This window comes from Kovacikia sp. CALU 1929, from assembly GCF_056784235.1.
This window is the reverse complement of record NZ_JBXBCF010000056.1, coordinates 130412-146346: the sequence shown is the minus strand read 5'-3', so window position 1 is coordinate 146346 and position 15935 is coordinate 130412. Positions and strand designations below refer to the sequence as shown.

General features: G+C 52.1%; 10 protein-coding genes. 3 read left to right on the top strand and 7 right to left on the bottom strand.

Going from position 1 to position 15935, the window contains the following annotated elements; translation table 11 throughout:
* Positions 1–30: 30 nt before the first annotated feature.
* The 5 genes from AC1S52_RS06505 to AC1S52_RS06485 form a co-directional block, all read right to left on the bottom strand.
* A complete protein-coding gene (locus AC1S52_RS06505) occupies positions 31–1107 on the bottom strand; it encodes a prepilin-type N-terminal cleavage/methylation domain-containing protein (RefSeq protein ID WP_482028202.1) in 1077 nt (358 codons plus the stop codon).
* 104 nt (positions 1108–1211) lie between these two features.
* Positions 1212–2063: a prepilin-type N-terminal cleavage/methylation domain-containing protein gene (locus AC1S52_RS06500; RefSeq protein WP_482028201.1), complete on the bottom strand. Its 852-nt coding sequence runs from the start codon at positions 2061–2063 to the stop codon at positions 1212–1214.
* A gap of 154 nt (positions 2064–2217) precedes the next feature.
* On the bottom strand, positions 2218–8043 hold the full coding sequence (gene hpsA / locus AC1S52_RS06495) for a hormogonium polysaccharide biosynthesis protein HpsA (RefSeq protein ID WP_482028200.1): 5826 nt from the start codon (positions 8041–8043) through the stop codon (positions 2218–2220).
* Positions 8044–8780: 737 nt separating this feature from the next.
* Positions 8781–9017, bottom strand: coding sequence for a 50S ribosomal protein L28 (gene rpmB / locus AC1S52_RS06490; RefSeq protein WP_482028199.1), 237 nt, complete (start codon positions 9015–9017; stop codon positions 8781–8783).
* A gap of 504 nt (positions 9018–9521) precedes the next feature.
* The gene (locus AC1S52_RS06485; RefSeq protein WP_482028198.1) at positions 9522–10367 is read right to left on the bottom strand and encodes a DUF1361 domain-containing protein; all 846 of its coding nucleotides are present in this window, start codon (positions 10365–10367) and stop codon (positions 9522–9524) included.
* A 159-nt stretch (positions 10368–10526) separates the two neighbouring features.
* Between AC1S52_RS06485 and AC1S52_RS06480 the strand changes: the two genes are divergently transcribed.
* Positions 10527–11378 (top strand): SWIM zinc finger family protein, encoded by an 852-nt coding sequence (locus AC1S52_RS06480; RefSeq protein ID WP_482028197.1) that lies wholly within the window; start codon positions 10527–10529, stop codon positions 11376–11378.
* A gap of 232 nt (positions 11379–11610) precedes the next feature.
* Here AC1S52_RS06480 and AC1S52_RS06475 read toward each other — a convergent pair whose 3' ends face one another.
* Positions 11611–12306 (bottom strand): Crp/Fnr family transcriptional regulator, encoded by a 696-nt coding sequence (locus tag AC1S52_RS06475; RefSeq protein WP_482028196.1) that lies wholly within the window; start codon positions 12304–12306, stop codon positions 11611–11613.
* A gap of 383 nt (positions 12307–12689) precedes the next feature.
* Between AC1S52_RS06475 and AC1S52_RS06470 the strand changes: the two genes are divergently transcribed.
* Positions 12690–13559, top strand: coding sequence for a hypothetical protein (locus tag AC1S52_RS06470; RefSeq protein WP_482028195.1), 870 nt, complete (start codon positions 12690–12692; stop codon positions 13557–13559).
* 254 nt (positions 13560–13813) lie between these two features.
* Here the strand turns inward: AC1S52_RS06470 and AC1S52_RS06465 are convergent, their stop codons facing one another.
* Positions 13814–14674, bottom strand: a complete 861-nt coding sequence (locus AC1S52_RS06465) for a Cof-type HAD-IIB family hydrolase (protein WP_482028194.1) — start codon at positions 14672–14674, stop codon at positions 13814–13816.
* 217 nt (positions 14675–14891) lie between these two features.
* Here AC1S52_RS06465 and AC1S52_RS06460 point away from each other — a divergent pair, with 217 nt between their 5' ends.
* Entirely contained in the window at positions 14892–15800 is a 909-nt protein-coding gene (locus tag AC1S52_RS06460; RefSeq protein WP_482028193.1) for a cation diffusion facilitator family transporter, read from the top strand.
* Positions 15801–15935 lie beyond the last annotated feature (135 nt).

Genomic DNA, 15935 nt, shown 5'->3' with positions numbered 1-15935 from the left:
CAACTCCCAACTCCTCCCCTGCACCCGATGCTATCTCGGACTCTTGTTCACAATTCCGCGAGTCAAGACGCGGGTTTGCAACGGGGCAAGGCGGCTGGAAACGGCACTATCACCAGTGGCAGTGACCGGAATTCCTGCTTTTCCAGCGGCGTTGCCTTGCAGAACAACTAAAACTTCCTGGTTTATTCCCAGTTCTTCAGGTTGAGCAGGATTTGCAGTCTGCGCCGCACGGGTATTGCCTCGGACACAGGCGTAGAAGCTGGGAACAGGAGTAGTGCTGGGAGTAATGCTGCTGCGAGCTTGACAGGTAGGAGTCGCTGGAGCATTTTCTACAAAATCTACCAGGGTATCGGGAGCATCTGTAGGGCGGGTATAGCCGCCCGCTGGCGCGGTGGGAACCCCGCTGACTAGCCGGAAGGGCCATTGCTGAAAACCGGCACCTGGATCCTGGAGGGGGTCAACCCAAGCGGGATTAGCGGCTCCAGCAGCATTAAACTGAGCCACCTGATAGCGAACGATTCTCCCCTTACCCTGCCAGTTACCTCCAGCGGTATTATTCACAAACGCATAGACAACCAGGGTGTAGCTTTTACCGGAGACACAGGGAACACCCTGGTTAGCTAAAGTGGCTAGTGGACCGTTTGCAGCATTGGCATTTCCAGCGTTTGCAGCAGTTCTACACTGATCGAGTAGGGTTTGAGGCAAACGATCCACCCGCCAAAACGCCAGAACCGGGGTGGAGGTGGCGCTAGACATGGATGCCGGAATATGGTTAACCACACCAGGACAGGACGTAGAGAACGCTTGCGCATTGGTGATAGTTCCTGCCCCAGCCAGACACTCGCCATCATAGACAAACACCGCTTCTCGTAGATCCTGGGTGATGTAGTTCATGGCAAGCTGCATGTCGCGCTGAGTTTCGCTGCGGGCAGCATCCCTCTGATTAACGCCGGTCAGGTCTACCACCAGCGATAGTAAGGAGGCAGTAATGATCCCCCCAATCACCAGGGATACCAGCAGTTCCAGCAGGGTAAAGCCCTCAGACCGGCGGCTTTTGCGGCTGTGTAGCCATTTCTTTAGAGGTTGGATCGAGCGGCTTTTTACCATGATTCTCACCCAGTTAGCAAAATTAGCGGGTTAATTGGACGGGGGAAAGGAGTTGCTGTTAGCTGTTATTAAATTCCTACACCTGACACCTGACACCTGATTCCCTAGAAATTACACGTCGCTCCAGGAATCTGATTACAAATTTGCCCCAGCGATCGGTTTTGGTCGTTACGAGCCATAGTCGAGTAGAGGGCAGCCAGGGGTTGACGGGCGTTGTTTGCCCTCCGATCGCGGGCGGTGGTACCGGCAACCAGGGATGAGCGGGTAGTCAGGAGGGTGGGAAAGGCTTCATTGGGGTTATGGGCATAGACGCGCACACCCACGTTAAAGGTTATTGGGGGTGGGGTAGGGGTGCCGGGTAAGGTAGGTCCGTTGTTGCGGAACACCTGCATCATGTATTCGGGGGTGCAATTGCCATCAATATCAACCAGAACCAGACTGTTAACGGGTAATGGCGTAGTGGTCGGATAGCGGGTGAATGCCGGGCAATTTCCAGGAGATTGGAGGAGAGCGGCAGGGGGGCTAGTGGCGGCGGCGGCATTAATTAACTGGTTGTTGTTCCCCGTAGAACCCGGCAGGTCATTGAGGTTATAGCCCCCTCGCTCGACCAGGAAACGAATGCGGTCAATTTCTGCCTGGGCAATCTGGTGTGCCTGCTCTGCGCGTCTTGACTGGACACGGGTGGCGGTTGCCAGCAGGATGGGCGGGGTGATTGCCAGGATGGTGATGGTGATGATGATAATGGCGACGAGGCATTCGATCAGGGTGAGTCCCTGGTCGGGGGAGGGGCTGGGGTGGTGGGGTGGTGGGGTGGTGGGGTGGTGGGGTGGTGGGGTGGTTTTGAAAGCAAGGGGGATTTGGAAGCCTCCTTTTTTAAGGGGGGTGTAAGGGATCCGCATGGCAAGCAGCAGAGGCAGTGCCAGGGATGAGGAGAGGGGAGGAGTGTGGTGTCGCATGGGAGGGAGAGCAGAGGGGAGAGGGTGTGTGGTTGGTGGTTGGTTGTTAATGGGGGAGAGGAAGGGAGCATCGGGGGCATGGAGGCTTTTTATGTTTAGCTTCTGGCTTCTGGCTTCTGCCCTAACCCCCTTACTCCCCTACTCCCCTGCCCTCTTAGGCGGGACAGCGGTTATCGGGGATGACGGTGTCAGGGAGGGCGCGGCAGAGGTTACGGATGTAGGGATCGTTGGCGGGGGGTTCGTTGTAGAACTCGTTGCGGTCCCGGCTGGGGGTGACAAAACGAGCGGCAGCAGGACCGGCGGGAGACAACTGCAAGGCAACATCATAACCCCAGAGACGTTGGGGCGGACTGTAGTACGGGATAGTCTCATTATTGGCGGTTGGGGCTTGAGTGGGTTCCCAGACCTGCTGGTCAAAGGGGGCAGTGGCGTAGTTGCTGAAGTTGAGCTGGAGGAAGGAGCCGGAGAACCAGAGGCGCGTCCACCTTTCCACAAAGCGGGGGAAGTTGTGTAAGCCCCCGTAGGATTGGTTCTGGCGGGAAGGCACCAGACCACTGACAATAATCGTATTGACCCGCGTGTCCTGAGCATTCTGAACCGATCTACCATCGCCAATGTCGTAGAACGCACCGCTGACCGGGTTCGATGTATACGGAATTTGGGGGCGAGGTTTACTTGGCTCAGTAGCTGGATCGTTCGTAGCAAAGCTGGGTGGATTATACAGGGTTGTGGGCGAGATACTTCCTGGATTCTGTAATGAAGGTAACGTTAATCCAGAACCATTCCGAGAGATTTTAACCGGAGAAAATATATCTGCCGGATTTTCTCGCATCCAGGCATAACCTGTGGTGGTGAGAAGGGTACTTGTACTGGGGCGATTCTGGTTCAGGAATGTGGTGCGTCCGTTAGCACCTGTACAGCCCGGTCCAAACATTCCGGCAGTGCGGTTATCGTAGACACTCACACCTCCGGTACCGCTGCTGGCATAGATACGGTTGTAGGGACGAAAACCGTTGGGGATGGTGACTGCGGTGTTAGAGTCTACCCGATCGCGCCCGGAGTAAGTATTTTCAGCAATCGTGGCATTATTACCGGCTCCAGTAGTCATGAACGTGTCAATCAGGCTGCCATCGCAGAGGGTATCCGAAACGACGCTGATCGCATCTGCCAGGATCTCCGAGGGTCGCCAGCGGTCCTGGGCGGCGTTGGCAAAGCGGGTATCCCGTCCAGTCCGGTTATAGAACTGTGCCTCTGTGTAGTTACCATTGTCGGGCAGGGTAGCGGTGAATTCTTCTAAACGCTGCTGACCCGTTGCCTGGTCATCGGTGCCGTTCTGGTGCAGGTTGTAGTCACCCATAATGAACACCGGGTCATCGGTGAAGAAGGAAAGACCCCGAATGTTGTCCTGATCGGGAATGCTCATGGCGGCGTGACGAGCAAGCTGGGAGGCATCCCGGAGACGGAAACCGTGGGGTCGGCGATCGGGGTCAGCCACCCCATCCACCGGCTTGATCGAGATCCGGGGTTCGGTACTGTCGGTATAGACCTGCTGGAATGCCGGATCTACCGGGGCAGAAGGGTTGGTGGCATTGGTAACAGTTCCTGCCCCAGCAGGACGGCTGATGCCATCTTCCCGAACAGCGTCTTCTCGAAACCCATAGACAACACCACTGACGGGAAGCCAGACATCGCTCTTGGCCGTGCTGTCCGAGGGGTATGCCTCTGGGCTGGAGCCGGTACCCCCTTGGCTGGCTGGACGGGTACGACGCAGTAAGCCAATGTCCATGTCCATCACCCGCAGGGGCATCCATTCCCGTCCACTGAACATGACTCGATCTAGAAAGGGAATCGCAGCGACGACACCCCGTAACGGATCGGCACCGGGTACCAAAATCCGGTTGGGCGGTCTGTATTGATTGTTTTCTCCAGGCACTTGTCCAGCGGTATTCGCTAACAGAACTGGCAGTTCCCAGGTGGGATTATCGATCAGCGGGAAGGGATTATTGAAGCCCGCCGGTAGCTTGCGGGGACGGAGCGCAACACTGGAAACCGGGCGATCGTCCAAAGCCCTGTTGAAAACACGATAGCGGTAAACCAATGACCGGGGTGGACTAGAACCAGTATCCGTTGCGGCTATCAAACTCGGAGTTGTGTAACTGGGGTAAGTAGATGCCGAAAACATGGAGGGCAGGTTTGAGTCTACAACCTGGTAAACCGTAGCTGGAGATGGGTTGACCGTGTTTCTAATGTAAGCATCGGTAATATAGGGTTCTGCCCAGGGTTGGAAAGCCGCTGGTAAGACTTCACCCAAACGGGCACTGGGATCCAGGTTGGTCAGATCTCCCGTCGGCTGACGGATATCCAGATCGTCACTCCAATCCCCGTCAATGTTGTCGGCGCCGATACGATCGCCCTGAAGATCAATGATTCCGTTGGTGGTTGAGATACCATTACAGGTTGCTCTCAATCCCAGTTGGTCATGTTCGCATTCTGGGAACAGGTAGAACAGGGAGGGCCACTTCGGCGCAACCGTTGCCTGTAAATAAACGCCATTGTTGTAAGGGGCAGTTCTCAGAATACTGTTTGCTGGATTCCCAAAGGTGGTTGGGCTGCCTGTTTCAGACGCTCGATAACCATACAAAGTCGTCCCTTCTCTGGGAATGTATTCCAGATAAGCCGGTGGAATCGCCGGATCGGGAGTCAGACCCCGGTTATTCCGGTTTCGTTGGGGTAAGCCATAATCCCCAGGGTAATCATGCACCCCTCCAACGGGAATGACCGTACCGCACAGCCGAGAAAGGGTCATCCGAAAAGTTGCCAGGTCAGGTCGAATAGAGGGGCTGATGTTTGCCGCCGCAAGACCAGAGGCTCTAGCCTGGGCATCACTATTCAAGGCGAAAATGTTTGGGTCGCAGGCAGAGGACCACAGGTGAGTAAAGCCGCCAAGGGATTGGGTCGTGACGTAGGGGTTAAAGTTCCAGGTATTTGCCGCAGGGGAAGGGCGGAATCCATAGGTGCGATCGCGCTGGATCTGGAAGTATTCAAAAATCAACTCTGCCGTGCGCAGCTTGGCATCGTTAAAAGATGATGCCCCCTGAGTCAGGTAATACTCCCTTAACTTGCCCAAATAAGCTTCTGCTGGGACACGGTCATAATCTCTCGCATTGTAGAAGGCGTTGTTTGAACCCGTAGAACGCCCGTATTCATAGGTTGCGAGCTGTTGTTTCGGCAATACTTCTGGGTTACTTGGCTCGTTAACTTCCCCATCCATCAGGAGTAACAGATCGGTCGCCAGGTTCTGCATCACCTGGGCAGCATTCGGTCGAGAGCGATCGTTGAAATAGTTGCGTGGATCAAATCGCTGGACGCGATCGATGTTGTACGCCAGCATTCCTAAGGTGCAAGCAGCGGTTTGGAGATAGGTTTTGTCGGCGGGGCTAAGATTAGCGTAAGTTGTTCCACTATTCAGTTGGGCAAGGGCACGGCGCAGGTTTGAGAAGTTACCCCACATCGTCAACTCAGGATAGGGATGCACCCGCCCCGCTTCTTGAGTCGGCGGAAATGCCCCTGTCTGGGTTTCACTGACATGATCTCCAGCAAAGTTTGCCAAATTTTGCAGGGCAATCCGCAGGGTGGATGTTGGATTACTGATATCTGTTTCAAATTGGGTTTGGGTCTGTCTGGGAGGCTCAAACTCCCAACCATTCGTCCCTCGACCATTGAAAAAGTCGGTCATTAAGACTGTATCAGCCTGACTAACTACCCCCGCACCACTACCACCATCCCCATTTGGTATGCCTGTAGGCGTGCTATTGACGAATAACGTAGGGACAAAATTGATCGATTGTCGCAGAGTAAATGGGGTTCCAGGGTGGGTAGTACTGGCAAGGCAGGCAACCGGATAGTCCCGGCTGACCGCCGCATGATAGACTGCCGTACTTTGAACTGCCGCAAGATTATCTCGCAGCGCACGCCGTTGTTGAGCTTCATGGGTCAAGGTTGCCGTGCCATGGGGCGGATAGAGGGGATCGCCCTCGTTGTCACTCGTATCAGGATCCGCCTGACTCGCATTAGTGACCACCGTGTAACTGGCATTCCGCAATTGTGAATAATCAGGATTCGCACCAGGCACAGGAGGCACAGCGGCGGGGTCTTGTTGGGCGGCTGGTTGATCCTTAGGTGTGACCCAACCATTGCTATTCCCCAACTCCAACCGTTCACCCACCAGGATACGAACCCCTTCATTGCGGGCGCGACGTTCCCAGTACCCATCCAGACCTACGCTGGACGAATCTGCCCCCGTTTCTGCCTCGGCGGCAATCAGCTTGGGGTCTGCCAGTACCGTTTCATTTGGATCAGTCGATACATTATCCCCCGCCGCAATCAGTTGACCAATTCTTCTGCCACGGGGAACCACCGCCTGGGCATCATAGACAGATTTGGGACCGTAGCGGTTGTCTGCCCGGTAGGTGTCATCCACATAGGGTGCAGGCGATGATTCCGCCTTAAACCGACGGGGGAACCTATTGTTGTTTCCCGTATTGGCAGCATCCAGATAGGGCTGGTTGGTAGGGTTTGCTGCCCGCGACTGCCGCCGATCCCTGACCTGAATGGCAACCGGGTCACTGGAAATCTGGAAGATATTGGCACTGCCATTCGACCAGTCATTGGTCGGACTCAGAGTCACCTTATTAGCCGCCGCCGTAGGGTTGGGCGCGTGTAGATAAATCAACGAGCTACCACTGTAGGAGGTATCGTTGATTCTGCCGCTGGCAACAATCCCATTAAAGGCGGGGGTAATCACCGTGCCGCCACCATCCCGCTGCTCGGTAATGCTGGTGACGGAAATCTCCGATGCCGACTCATAGAACAGGCAGGAGGCAGGCGAACTGATCAGGTAGGCGCTGAAGGACGTATTCCCAATCAGCAGGTTGCCTTCCGTGTGCATTGCCCCGTTCCAGTTGAACTGGGGACCGGGAAAGATTTCCATATCATTCCGGAACCAGGCACCCCACTTGTTACCCCGATCCAACTTACGATCCTGCTGAAGCTCCAGAGTCGTAAAGTTAGACGCACCCGTGGTTCCGGTATTGTTGGAGACGACAAAGGCATCGACCTGGAAGTTTTTCCGTAACAGGGAAGAGTTGCCGTCATCTTCATACCAGCCACCCTCAACCCGCGAACCTGCACCACCTGAAGTTGCGCAGCCCCCCGTTGCTGGAGTATTACTTAATGGACCACTGCGGGTGAAAGAAACACGACGACCGTCAATGTCTAAACCATTAGCTTTCTGAGCATCTTGAAGCCCAATCAGGCGCGTCCGACCCGGTTGATTCGGTAAATCGGGTGGAATAGCCAGGATCACGGAATAGGCAACGGTCGCATCTGGGTTGCCATCGCCATCCGTATCTGTCTGGAAGCGCCAGGCATTGTCCAACAGATTATCGCCATTAATGTCAATCCGGGTTTCGTCCGGCAGGGTGTAGGGGTCGCCACTATTACCCATACCGTTATTGCCACCCCCAGCTCGCGTGAGCGAACCGAGTGCCCGGTCTCCCTTAATGGTTACTGCTGTGGGAGACGCATTCAGCAACATAGAGGTCAGCACACCATCCGATGGCACCCCACCGGGATAGCGGGTATCCTTGGTGGAGTCAAACAGAAACTCAATCTTGGACCTCGCCCGGTCGATCGCAGGAGTCGCCGCATTATAGATCACTCGGTTTTGCGTCTCAGCAATGGTGCGGGTGCTGGTATTGAAGGCGCGATAGGTGAGTGCCCCCGTGGTCAACGCCACCACCAGAATGAGTAACACCGTGGTTGGCAGGACAAAACCAGCCACCGGCTGACGGGTTCTGCGATTGGCAATCAAGGCTGTCCGCAGTAGCCAGGCGACGAATCCTTTGGTGATGCTCCTGTGCAGTCGCCAGATCTGTCTAAGAAGGGACTGGACAGCTTTTGCTAATTTGCGATCTGACATAGCTGCTTCCTGCGAGTATTTCTGCAAATAGGGTGAGAGGATTTAGAGGAACAAAAATGGTGTGGTACAGACAGGAATTTGGTAAAGACCATGCCCTGGTACGAACTATGCTCGTCAGAAGCGGAAAATTCCTGAAATAGAATTCCTGAAACAAAATTCGCCGGTTGAATAGGTGAATTATGAATGAATTCGCCAAGAATTCACAAACTCCTGATAAGGCTTCTTACTGTGTTAACAATTTAATCAAGCTGTCATCAACAGGGAAGTTACGAATTTAAGCGGTTTCAGGGAATGGACTGATCTCCGCGAAATAACGGAAAGGTCAAAAAATGAACTTAAAAATGATGTAATGAAGCCGTAATTATGCGTATCAGGGAACTGGAATACTGCAATTTTGCCAAGAAAACTTTAAAGATGCACCATTAATTGTTGAATTCTGATGAAGCAAGACGTAGCAATCTTACCCATTTGAACCCTGAAAGCGATCGATGACAGCGTAGGAAATTTCCCCACCCAAAACCTTTTCACAAAAGAAATTTTTCCACTTTTAGTGGAAGATTTTTATCCCCATTTTTGCGGAAAAAGATCCGGTTAACCAGCCCATGTGTGCCAGTAAATCGTAAGGAGTTTTCAAGAGGAGGTTTGAAAAGGGTGCGGCATGAAAGATATGAGAGATCCCCGGCTTCTCTACAGAAGCCGGGGATCTGAAAGGTGGGAATTGTTTAGGGTTTGCTTGGCTAAAACTTGCTGAGGTCAATGCCTGCTTCTTGGGCAAACGCTGAAAGGCTCTTCTTTTCTAATGTTTTAATGGCTTTCGTGGAAAGGCGTAACCTGACCCAGCGGTTGCCTTCAGCCCACCAAACGCGCTTCCATTGCAGGTTCACTTCCTGTAGCTTCTTAGTCCGACGGTGAGAGTGGGAAACGGCATAGGCATTGTTTGCCTGTTTGCCGGTGAGTTGACATTTACGCGCCATTTCAGTCTCCAGATTGCCCTTTTTGTGCATTTTCGTCCAAAGAACCATTCTATACAAAGAAGATGATTATAGGAAAGGGAATCCATTAATTTATAGGGTAGGGATGTAGCTTGCTTCCCGTAGGGTGGGCAAATTAGTTGCACATCCCGTTACTGACCGGAAATTATTGGCTGGAGATTATCCTCTCGTTCCAAGGCTCTGCCTTGGAATGGCAACCCTGAAGGCTCTGCCTCTAGCGCTAATAGAGGCAGAGCCTCTCAGTCAGTGTTCCCAGGCGGAGCCTGGAGAACAAGGTAAGGGATGTGCCCCAAAATAAAGTACTCGCTAGACAAGCTGCTCCACGATGGATTCCCGCCTGCGCGGGAATGACGTTGGGACTTTATTAATTTGCGAGTCCTTAAGTAGAGCTTTCTGTTTTAAGTCAGTGCCATTGGGCTATATTTCATTTGTTTAAGAATTGCTTTTTAGCTGGAGATGATTTGGCTGGAAATTGCTGGCTAGAAGTTACTGGCTGGAGATTATTGGCTGGAACGTGTGCTTTTGTGCCAGCAGTCCAATGGTGATGCGCTTGCCCAGCCAGTAGCAGCCCGCATATAGACCAAACAAAACCCCAATCAACAGCAGATTATGGAAAGACAGAAGGGATTCAAAGAGGGTTCGGATTAGCGGGATGGGGGCGGTTAATACATCCCAACTATTGAAGCGGGAAAAGCGACCCAGGTAGACACCGATCGCTGTTAGCCCATGAAAACTTAACTCTATCCAGCAAACCCATCCTGTCAAGCCACGCTTGTTCAAAAAGAACCCAACATTCATCAAAGAAGCCACATAAGCCTGAAACCCCGTTGTAATGAACAGAAGGTATTGGGGCAGCAGAATGACCACCACCGTACCCATTGGATATCCCTTGCGGGCATCGATGACAAAGTGAACGATGTCAGTTAACACATAGGCGGCATTCGGTAGAAACAAAATAAAAACCAGACAGCCAATCCACCAAACCAATCTTCGTATGGACTGGTTGCCCAACCCCACTATACGGGCAATGATTACCCCTAGCAGGGCGATCGCCCCCAACCAGAGCGGTGCCCCAAACAAAGGTGGCATCCCTCCCTGGTTAACCAGCCGCAGCGTCAAATCATCCAACCGACCCAGATGGGGCAACAACGTGATTACCGTCAAAAAGTGAATCCCCCAACGCACAATGGGCGATCGGGGCTGATGAAACAACTCACAACTGAGTGACAGAGGTAACAGAGCCAGGAATAGATTCCAGGACATGGGCAAACTATTGTCCAGGATGCCATCCCAGGCAATCTGCCAATCGATCACATCGAGCCGATCCTCCATGGGTGCCTCGAATGAATAGACTGCGCTCAAATATAGCAGGTGATAGGTTTTAGGTGTCAGGTGTCAGGGAGGAAAGCGTTGCCTCTAGGGACTACGATAGAATCAAAAAAGCCCATCTCTTCACTGTTTCATTTCTCTTCATCCCTTATCCCCTCACTCATGACTGACCCCTCCTACGCTCCACCCAGCCGTGAATGGTGGGCACAACGCTGGATTGATGTATTGGAATCCTTTGGTTGGGTGCGCCGTTTGGCACGGGCGCGGGTTTATGCGCGGGAAGGCAATGTTTTGAATATTGAGTTTAAGGGACCTAAGGTGTTTGCCAGGGTTCAGGGGACTGCACCAGAGCCTTACAAAGTAACCCTTTCGCTTGATCCATTTAGTGATGAACAGTGGGACTACATTATCGAGTCGATGGCTCAACGAGCGGTATTTTCTGCCAAATTGCTGGCAGGGGAAATGCCTCAAACCATTGAGGAAGTGTTTACATCCAATGGGTTAAGTCTGTTTCCGTTTACCAAGTTTGATATACACAGTAAGTGCTCCTGCCCTGACCCAGCAAATCCCTGTAAGCATATTGGAGCAGTGTACTATTTGCTGGGCGATCGCTTTAGTGAAGATCCCTTTGTTCTTTTTCAACTACGAGGTCGAACAAAAGATCAACTTATTGAAGCACTACGTCAGACTCGTGGAGACCGGGGTAGTGAGGGGGCTATCAGCCCAGAAGCAGAGGATTTTGAAGCGACGAAGCTTAAAACTCAACCTCCCATTAAGATTGATCAATTTTGGAGCTACACCCATCAATTGGAGCCATCTCTAGTTGTAATTGCTCCACCTCCCAGTAGTGAAACGGTACTGGATGTTTTGGGTCCAATTCCCTTGAAACTGGGTGAAACAGATACCGCAGCGAATTCTCAGACATCGGCTGAGACGGTCATGGAATATTTTAAGACCCTGTATCAGAATGTTAGCCAGCAGGCGATTATGAAAGCTATGAAGGTGGAAGAGTAAGGGGATCTGCCAAATCACCCCCCAAAAACTGGGGAAGCTAAGACGCTTTCTAGCAAACAAATTACTCGCGACCTATGCCCTATGGCAGGGTATGCCAACAACTTCGCTCAACCAGCTTTCGCTCTGAGCGAAGTCGAAAGGTAACATCTTTTTGAGAAATCTCCTAAACCATCCAAGTCTTCCAGAATTGAGGGATTGATTGGGGGGGTGGGGGCGAAATCGTATTGATTGCTTACTGGGAAGAGCGATTCAGGCTGGAGTCAGCGGGGATACAGAGCAGGTTATCGCCCTGGGTACGAATCATGCCACGCTGGCGCAGCTTGCCCATTAGCCGAGTAACCGTGACCCTGGTTGAACCGATCGCACTTCCAATCTGGGCATGGGTTAAGGGAAACGGTAAGCAATAGCCACCGTCCGTTGGCTCTCCATACTCTTCAATCAGTAAAGTCAAAAAACCCAACAGACGGTCAATCGTGCGACGCTGTCCTAGGGTGCTGAGCCACAGCAGTTTACGCTGGTGCTGGTAGCGGAAGGCATCTAACACTTCACGGCGAAAGTGGGGCCAGTTATCCAGATCGTGCCAATACATCCACAAAACAGAAGTCTGGTCAACGTGGGCATAGCTTTGCAATGTAAAGGGGGACTGTGCCACGATCTCGAAGGGTTGTCCAGCCCCGACAAACCCCAAAAACGCTTCTTCTGGGCTAATCCGAGGCAGTCGAGAAGAAGCAGACGTTGCATTGACCTGGGCACTTCCGACCAGGCGAACGGCTCCTTTTTGAACCAAATACAAAAGCCCCGGTCTCGCTGGGATCTTTTCGTCTTTTGCAAAGGTGCGAACTCGGTAATGCTCCTGAGACCAATCGATAATTCGCTGCCAGGTCAGGAAGGGACGAGATGCCTCTGGGTTGGATGATACTGAATACATAGGCTGAGGCTGGGGATTGACTAGTGAAAGAGCAAATGAAAGATCAAAGAAATCTCGAAATATTCAGTGACTAGAACTAGACCCGACCTTTTAACTGAGCCAACTGGAAAAGCATGTCTCGCTTAGCTTCCCATCTCTTGCGGGTTTGTCAGGATTACACTTAAGGATAATCGAAGAAAACCACTTATGATGTCAGCGATTCTACATTGTTCTGTTCTGGATTGTTACCCTGCTATTGATCGGAGCTGGGGGAGAAATTACCCATCGGGAATGAAGGCTTGAACGATACAGTCCTTACACCGCTGTCAGTGTTACAAATTAGACTATTGCAGTCACTCTGTCTACAGGGGGATTTTGTCAAAAAATCATGCCTCCCTAGCGTGATGTATCAAGAGATTGGGCTGCAAAATTCTCACCTCATCAACAGCAAGCCTTTATTTAAGCGCGTTAGCGGATTAGATCGAATTGTTTACTCAACGGCGATCGCCCCTAAACTTGCTGCCCAATCTTCATTCACGGCTGCTCAAATCACGGATCGTATAATTGATTCCGTATCAAGGAATACACTTAGACTTCAGGACAGCCAGACATCATCGTCTCTTTCCGAGCTAGCGCTGCAAGATGTCGTTTTTCAGGTAACTCAATCTGGGTTGATTCAGGCTGAGTTTGGTGATTGCGCGATCGCTAGCTGGCTGGATTGGATCATTCAGGGGTGGGGGGCAGAGGGGCAGAGGAGTTGGGGGGCAGAGGGGCAGGGGGCGCAGAGGGGCGGATGGGCGGAGGAGCAGAGGGGCAGAAGGGCGGAGGTTTTTGGAATGCAACATGCCCATGCCCGGTGTTGCTCACTTCTGCAAATGGCACACCGGGAAGGAGTGATTACGCTCAATCAATCGGAAGCAGTTCCCGTTTTGTGGCAGTTTGTTAATCCAGCATCTATTCCGTGGTTGGATGCCGAAGGTCAGGCACGGTTAACTCATCCCTCGGAACGCCGTCTGATTGGGCATTTGTTTACAGTTCTGGATAAAGTGGGTTGCCTGCCATCTCCCCTGTCCTGGGATGGTTGTTTTCAGCTCTCAAAGCAAGTCTACCAGGGCTTTCAGGCATTCCATCGCGATCGCCCAATCTGGCATAACGTCCTTGAGCGATCGCGGGATCTGGCACATGCCCAATTTGGATTAGTTATGGCAACTCAGCGAGTGCTTTACCACCTTCTGCATGATTTGATGAGTATAAATACTCCCTCAGAGCTATAGAGTGAAGGGATTCCTGCATTTTTATTGCTCAAGAGTTTTCCGGGTTCTACCAGAGAAAGAGGAATAACTTTTTTTAATTAACCAAAGGGTGACAAACCCAGATAGGTCGCATATAGTTAAATGGTGTGAGGAGCGAACCAGCAAGAGCACCGAGACGAAACACGGCAAGTCGTCGGTGCTCTTTCTGATTTTAAAGAGAAATAATTTCAACGGAAATAGGCAATAGAGAGCCAGCGTAGGATTCGCTTCAACTCTTACAGTAGAAACTCTGCGATCGCTGCGGCTGCGCCGTCCTGTTCAACAGTGGGAGCCACCCAATTGGCTTTAGCTTGCACTTCTGAAGGGGCATTGCCCATTGCGACTCCAATTCCGGCATACTCAATCATCTCTACATCATTGAAATTGTCGCCGATTGTCATCACATTTTCTGCCCGAATTCCCAGATGTTCTTCTGCCAGATAGCTGACAGCGGTTCCTTTGTTCACCTTGGGGTGAGTGGCTTCAAAAAAGGTGGCAACGGAGGTGGTTAGGTAAAGTTCGGCAGGGGTATAGCGCTGGCGCAGGTTTCCTAGCAAGTTGTTGATCATGACTGGGTCATCGGTGAGTGCCAGCACTTTGGTCGGTTCGGTCGCCAGGGTCTTTCGTAGATCGCCGACCGGAATGGGTTTAACCGTTGAGCGAGAAACATAGTCTTCAGTCGCTGGGGTCACCTCCCGCACGTAAAGCTGGTCATTGATATAGAAGTGAACGGAGAGGGTTGAGCGCCACTCTGGCTGCTCAAAATAGTCCAGTAATTCTGCCGCTAAATGCCGGGGCACCGTCCAGTGGCGATGGACGGTGTTGGTTAACGGGTCTTTAACCAGAGCGCCCTGGTAAGTCATGAGCGGTAAGGTGGCACCAATTTCATGGTGAAACCGGAGAGCAGATTGGTACATGCGCCCAGTGGCGATCGCAACCTGAATTCCCTTTGCCTGGGCAGCCTGGACAGCTTGTTTGACGGGTTTTGTAACCTGGTTATCAACGCCTGCGATCGTGCCGTCAATATCCAGCACCAGCAGTTGAATATCTCTAGTGGTTGGGTCGGGGAGGGCGGGATTGGGGGTTAACTGGCTCATTGGGTAGGGGGAAAGTGGGTTGGGGATCGTAGAGATAGGAGGTGATAGGTGGTACGGAGCAAGGACTGGGGAACAAAGTTTGGGCTTGCTACTTGTCCTAACCCTATATGGCTAGCGCGAGAGGGATGTAAGTTTTTTTAGTCACAATCGATTAATTTGCGTGCATTCCCAGAGGGACGGCACATAATGTTGAAGCAGATCTCATGCGATGTGAGCCATGTCAGAGGCACAGGGTCGTCGTCGGGCAAGTCGTCAGGTATTATTGGCATCGCTATGGATGACATTGCTTGTCTTAGCCGTTAAGGTTTGGATTGGATGGGTCACGCAGTCATTAAGCCTGGTGGCAGAGTCGCTGCATACCTTGATTGATAGCTTTAGCATTCTCTTGAGCGTGATTTCCATTTCTTCTATGGGTCCTTCGGGGCGTGAGGTATGGGGGCACGGCAAGCTGGAAGCTGTTATGGCGTTATTGTTAGTAGCATTTTTAGGGTTTGCTTGCTTGAGTCTGTTGGCGGTGTCGGCGGGTCAGTTAGAGGCGATCGCCTCCAATAGCCCAGAACTGCTCTCGGTTCGGATCAATCCGCCACTGCTTCAAGTGCTAGCAGTGGTGATGGCAATCAGTTTCTGTATAGCATCCTTTGAGCTTTATCAGGCGAGAGTGTTGGAAAGCACTGCCCTCCGGTTCAATGCCAACCATTTATTGCAAGACTCCTGGTTGATGATTTTGGTGCTGGCTGGGTTGGTGGGAGTATGGCAGGGTTATACCTGGATCGATCCGGTGATGGCAATAGTGATGGTGGTAACGGCGGCAATTAGCTGCTGGCGCGTATTTAATCGGCAGTTGCCCTCCCTGATCCGGCAAATTGCGATCGCCCCGGAGGCTCTGGCACAGACGGTTCATCAGGTAGAAGGAATTACTCATTGCTATGGGATTCAATCCCGTGGAGTTGTCGGTCGGCAGGTGTTTGTGGAGATGCGCCTGATCCTGCACCCGGAATGTATGAGCATCGCCCGCACGATCGCTGAACGGGTGGAACGGGTGATTCGAGAACGCTATGGTCCTGCCAGAGTCGTTATTTATATCGATAGCAATGAGAAGGGGGGGAAGGGGAAGGGGGAAGGATGAAGGCTAACAACCAACAGCCATAGCGCTTCCTACTTGAGTGAGGTGCAGGCTTTGGCGCTTTGTCATTGGTCATTCGTATCAGCAGAGTACCAATGACTAATAACCAATGACTTTATTAGGTTGTACCTGACTTAA

Excerpts from the sequence above, each read along its gene's own strand:
- AC1S52_RS06460 (WP_482028193.1), top strand. The coding sequence starts at position 14,892 with ATGTCAGAGGCACAGGGTCGTCGTCGGGCAAGTCGTCAGGTATTATTG.
- AC1S52_RS06485 (WP_482028198.1), bottom strand. The coding sequence starts at position 10,367 with ATGGAGGATCGGCTCGATGTGATCGATTGGCAGATTGCCTGGGATGGC.
- AC1S52_RS06470 (WP_482028195.1), top strand. The coding sequence starts at position 12,690 with ATGTATCAAGAGATTGGGCTGCAAAATTCTCACCTCATCAACAGCAAG.
- rpmB (WP_482028199.1), bottom strand. The coding sequence starts at position 9,017 with ATGGCGCGTAAATGTCAACTCACCGGCAAACAGGCAAACAATGCCTAT.
- AC1S52_RS06465 (WP_482028194.1), bottom strand. The coding sequence starts at position 14,674 with ATGAGCCAGTTAACCCCCAATCCCGCCCTCCCCGACCCAACCACTAGA.
- AC1S52_RS06500 (WP_482028201.1), bottom strand. The coding sequence starts at position 2,063 with ATGCGACACCACACTCCTCCCCTCTCCTCATCCCTGGCACTGCCTCTG.
- AC1S52_RS06480 (WP_482028197.1), top strand. The coding sequence starts at position 10,527 with ATGACTGACCCCTCCTACGCTCCACCCAGCCGTGAATGGTGGGCACAA.
- hpsA (WP_482028200.1), bottom strand. The coding sequence starts at position 8,043 with ATGTCAGATCGCAAATTAGCAAAAGCTGTCCAGTCCCTTCTTAGACAG.
- AC1S52_RS06505 (WP_482028202.1), bottom strand. The coding sequence starts at position 1,107 with ATGGTAAAAAGCCGCTCGATCCAACCTCTAAAGAAATGGCTACACAGC.
- AC1S52_RS06475 (WP_482028196.1), bottom strand. The coding sequence starts at position 12,306 with ATGTATTCAGTATCATCCAACCCAGAGGCATCTCGTCCCTTCCTGACC.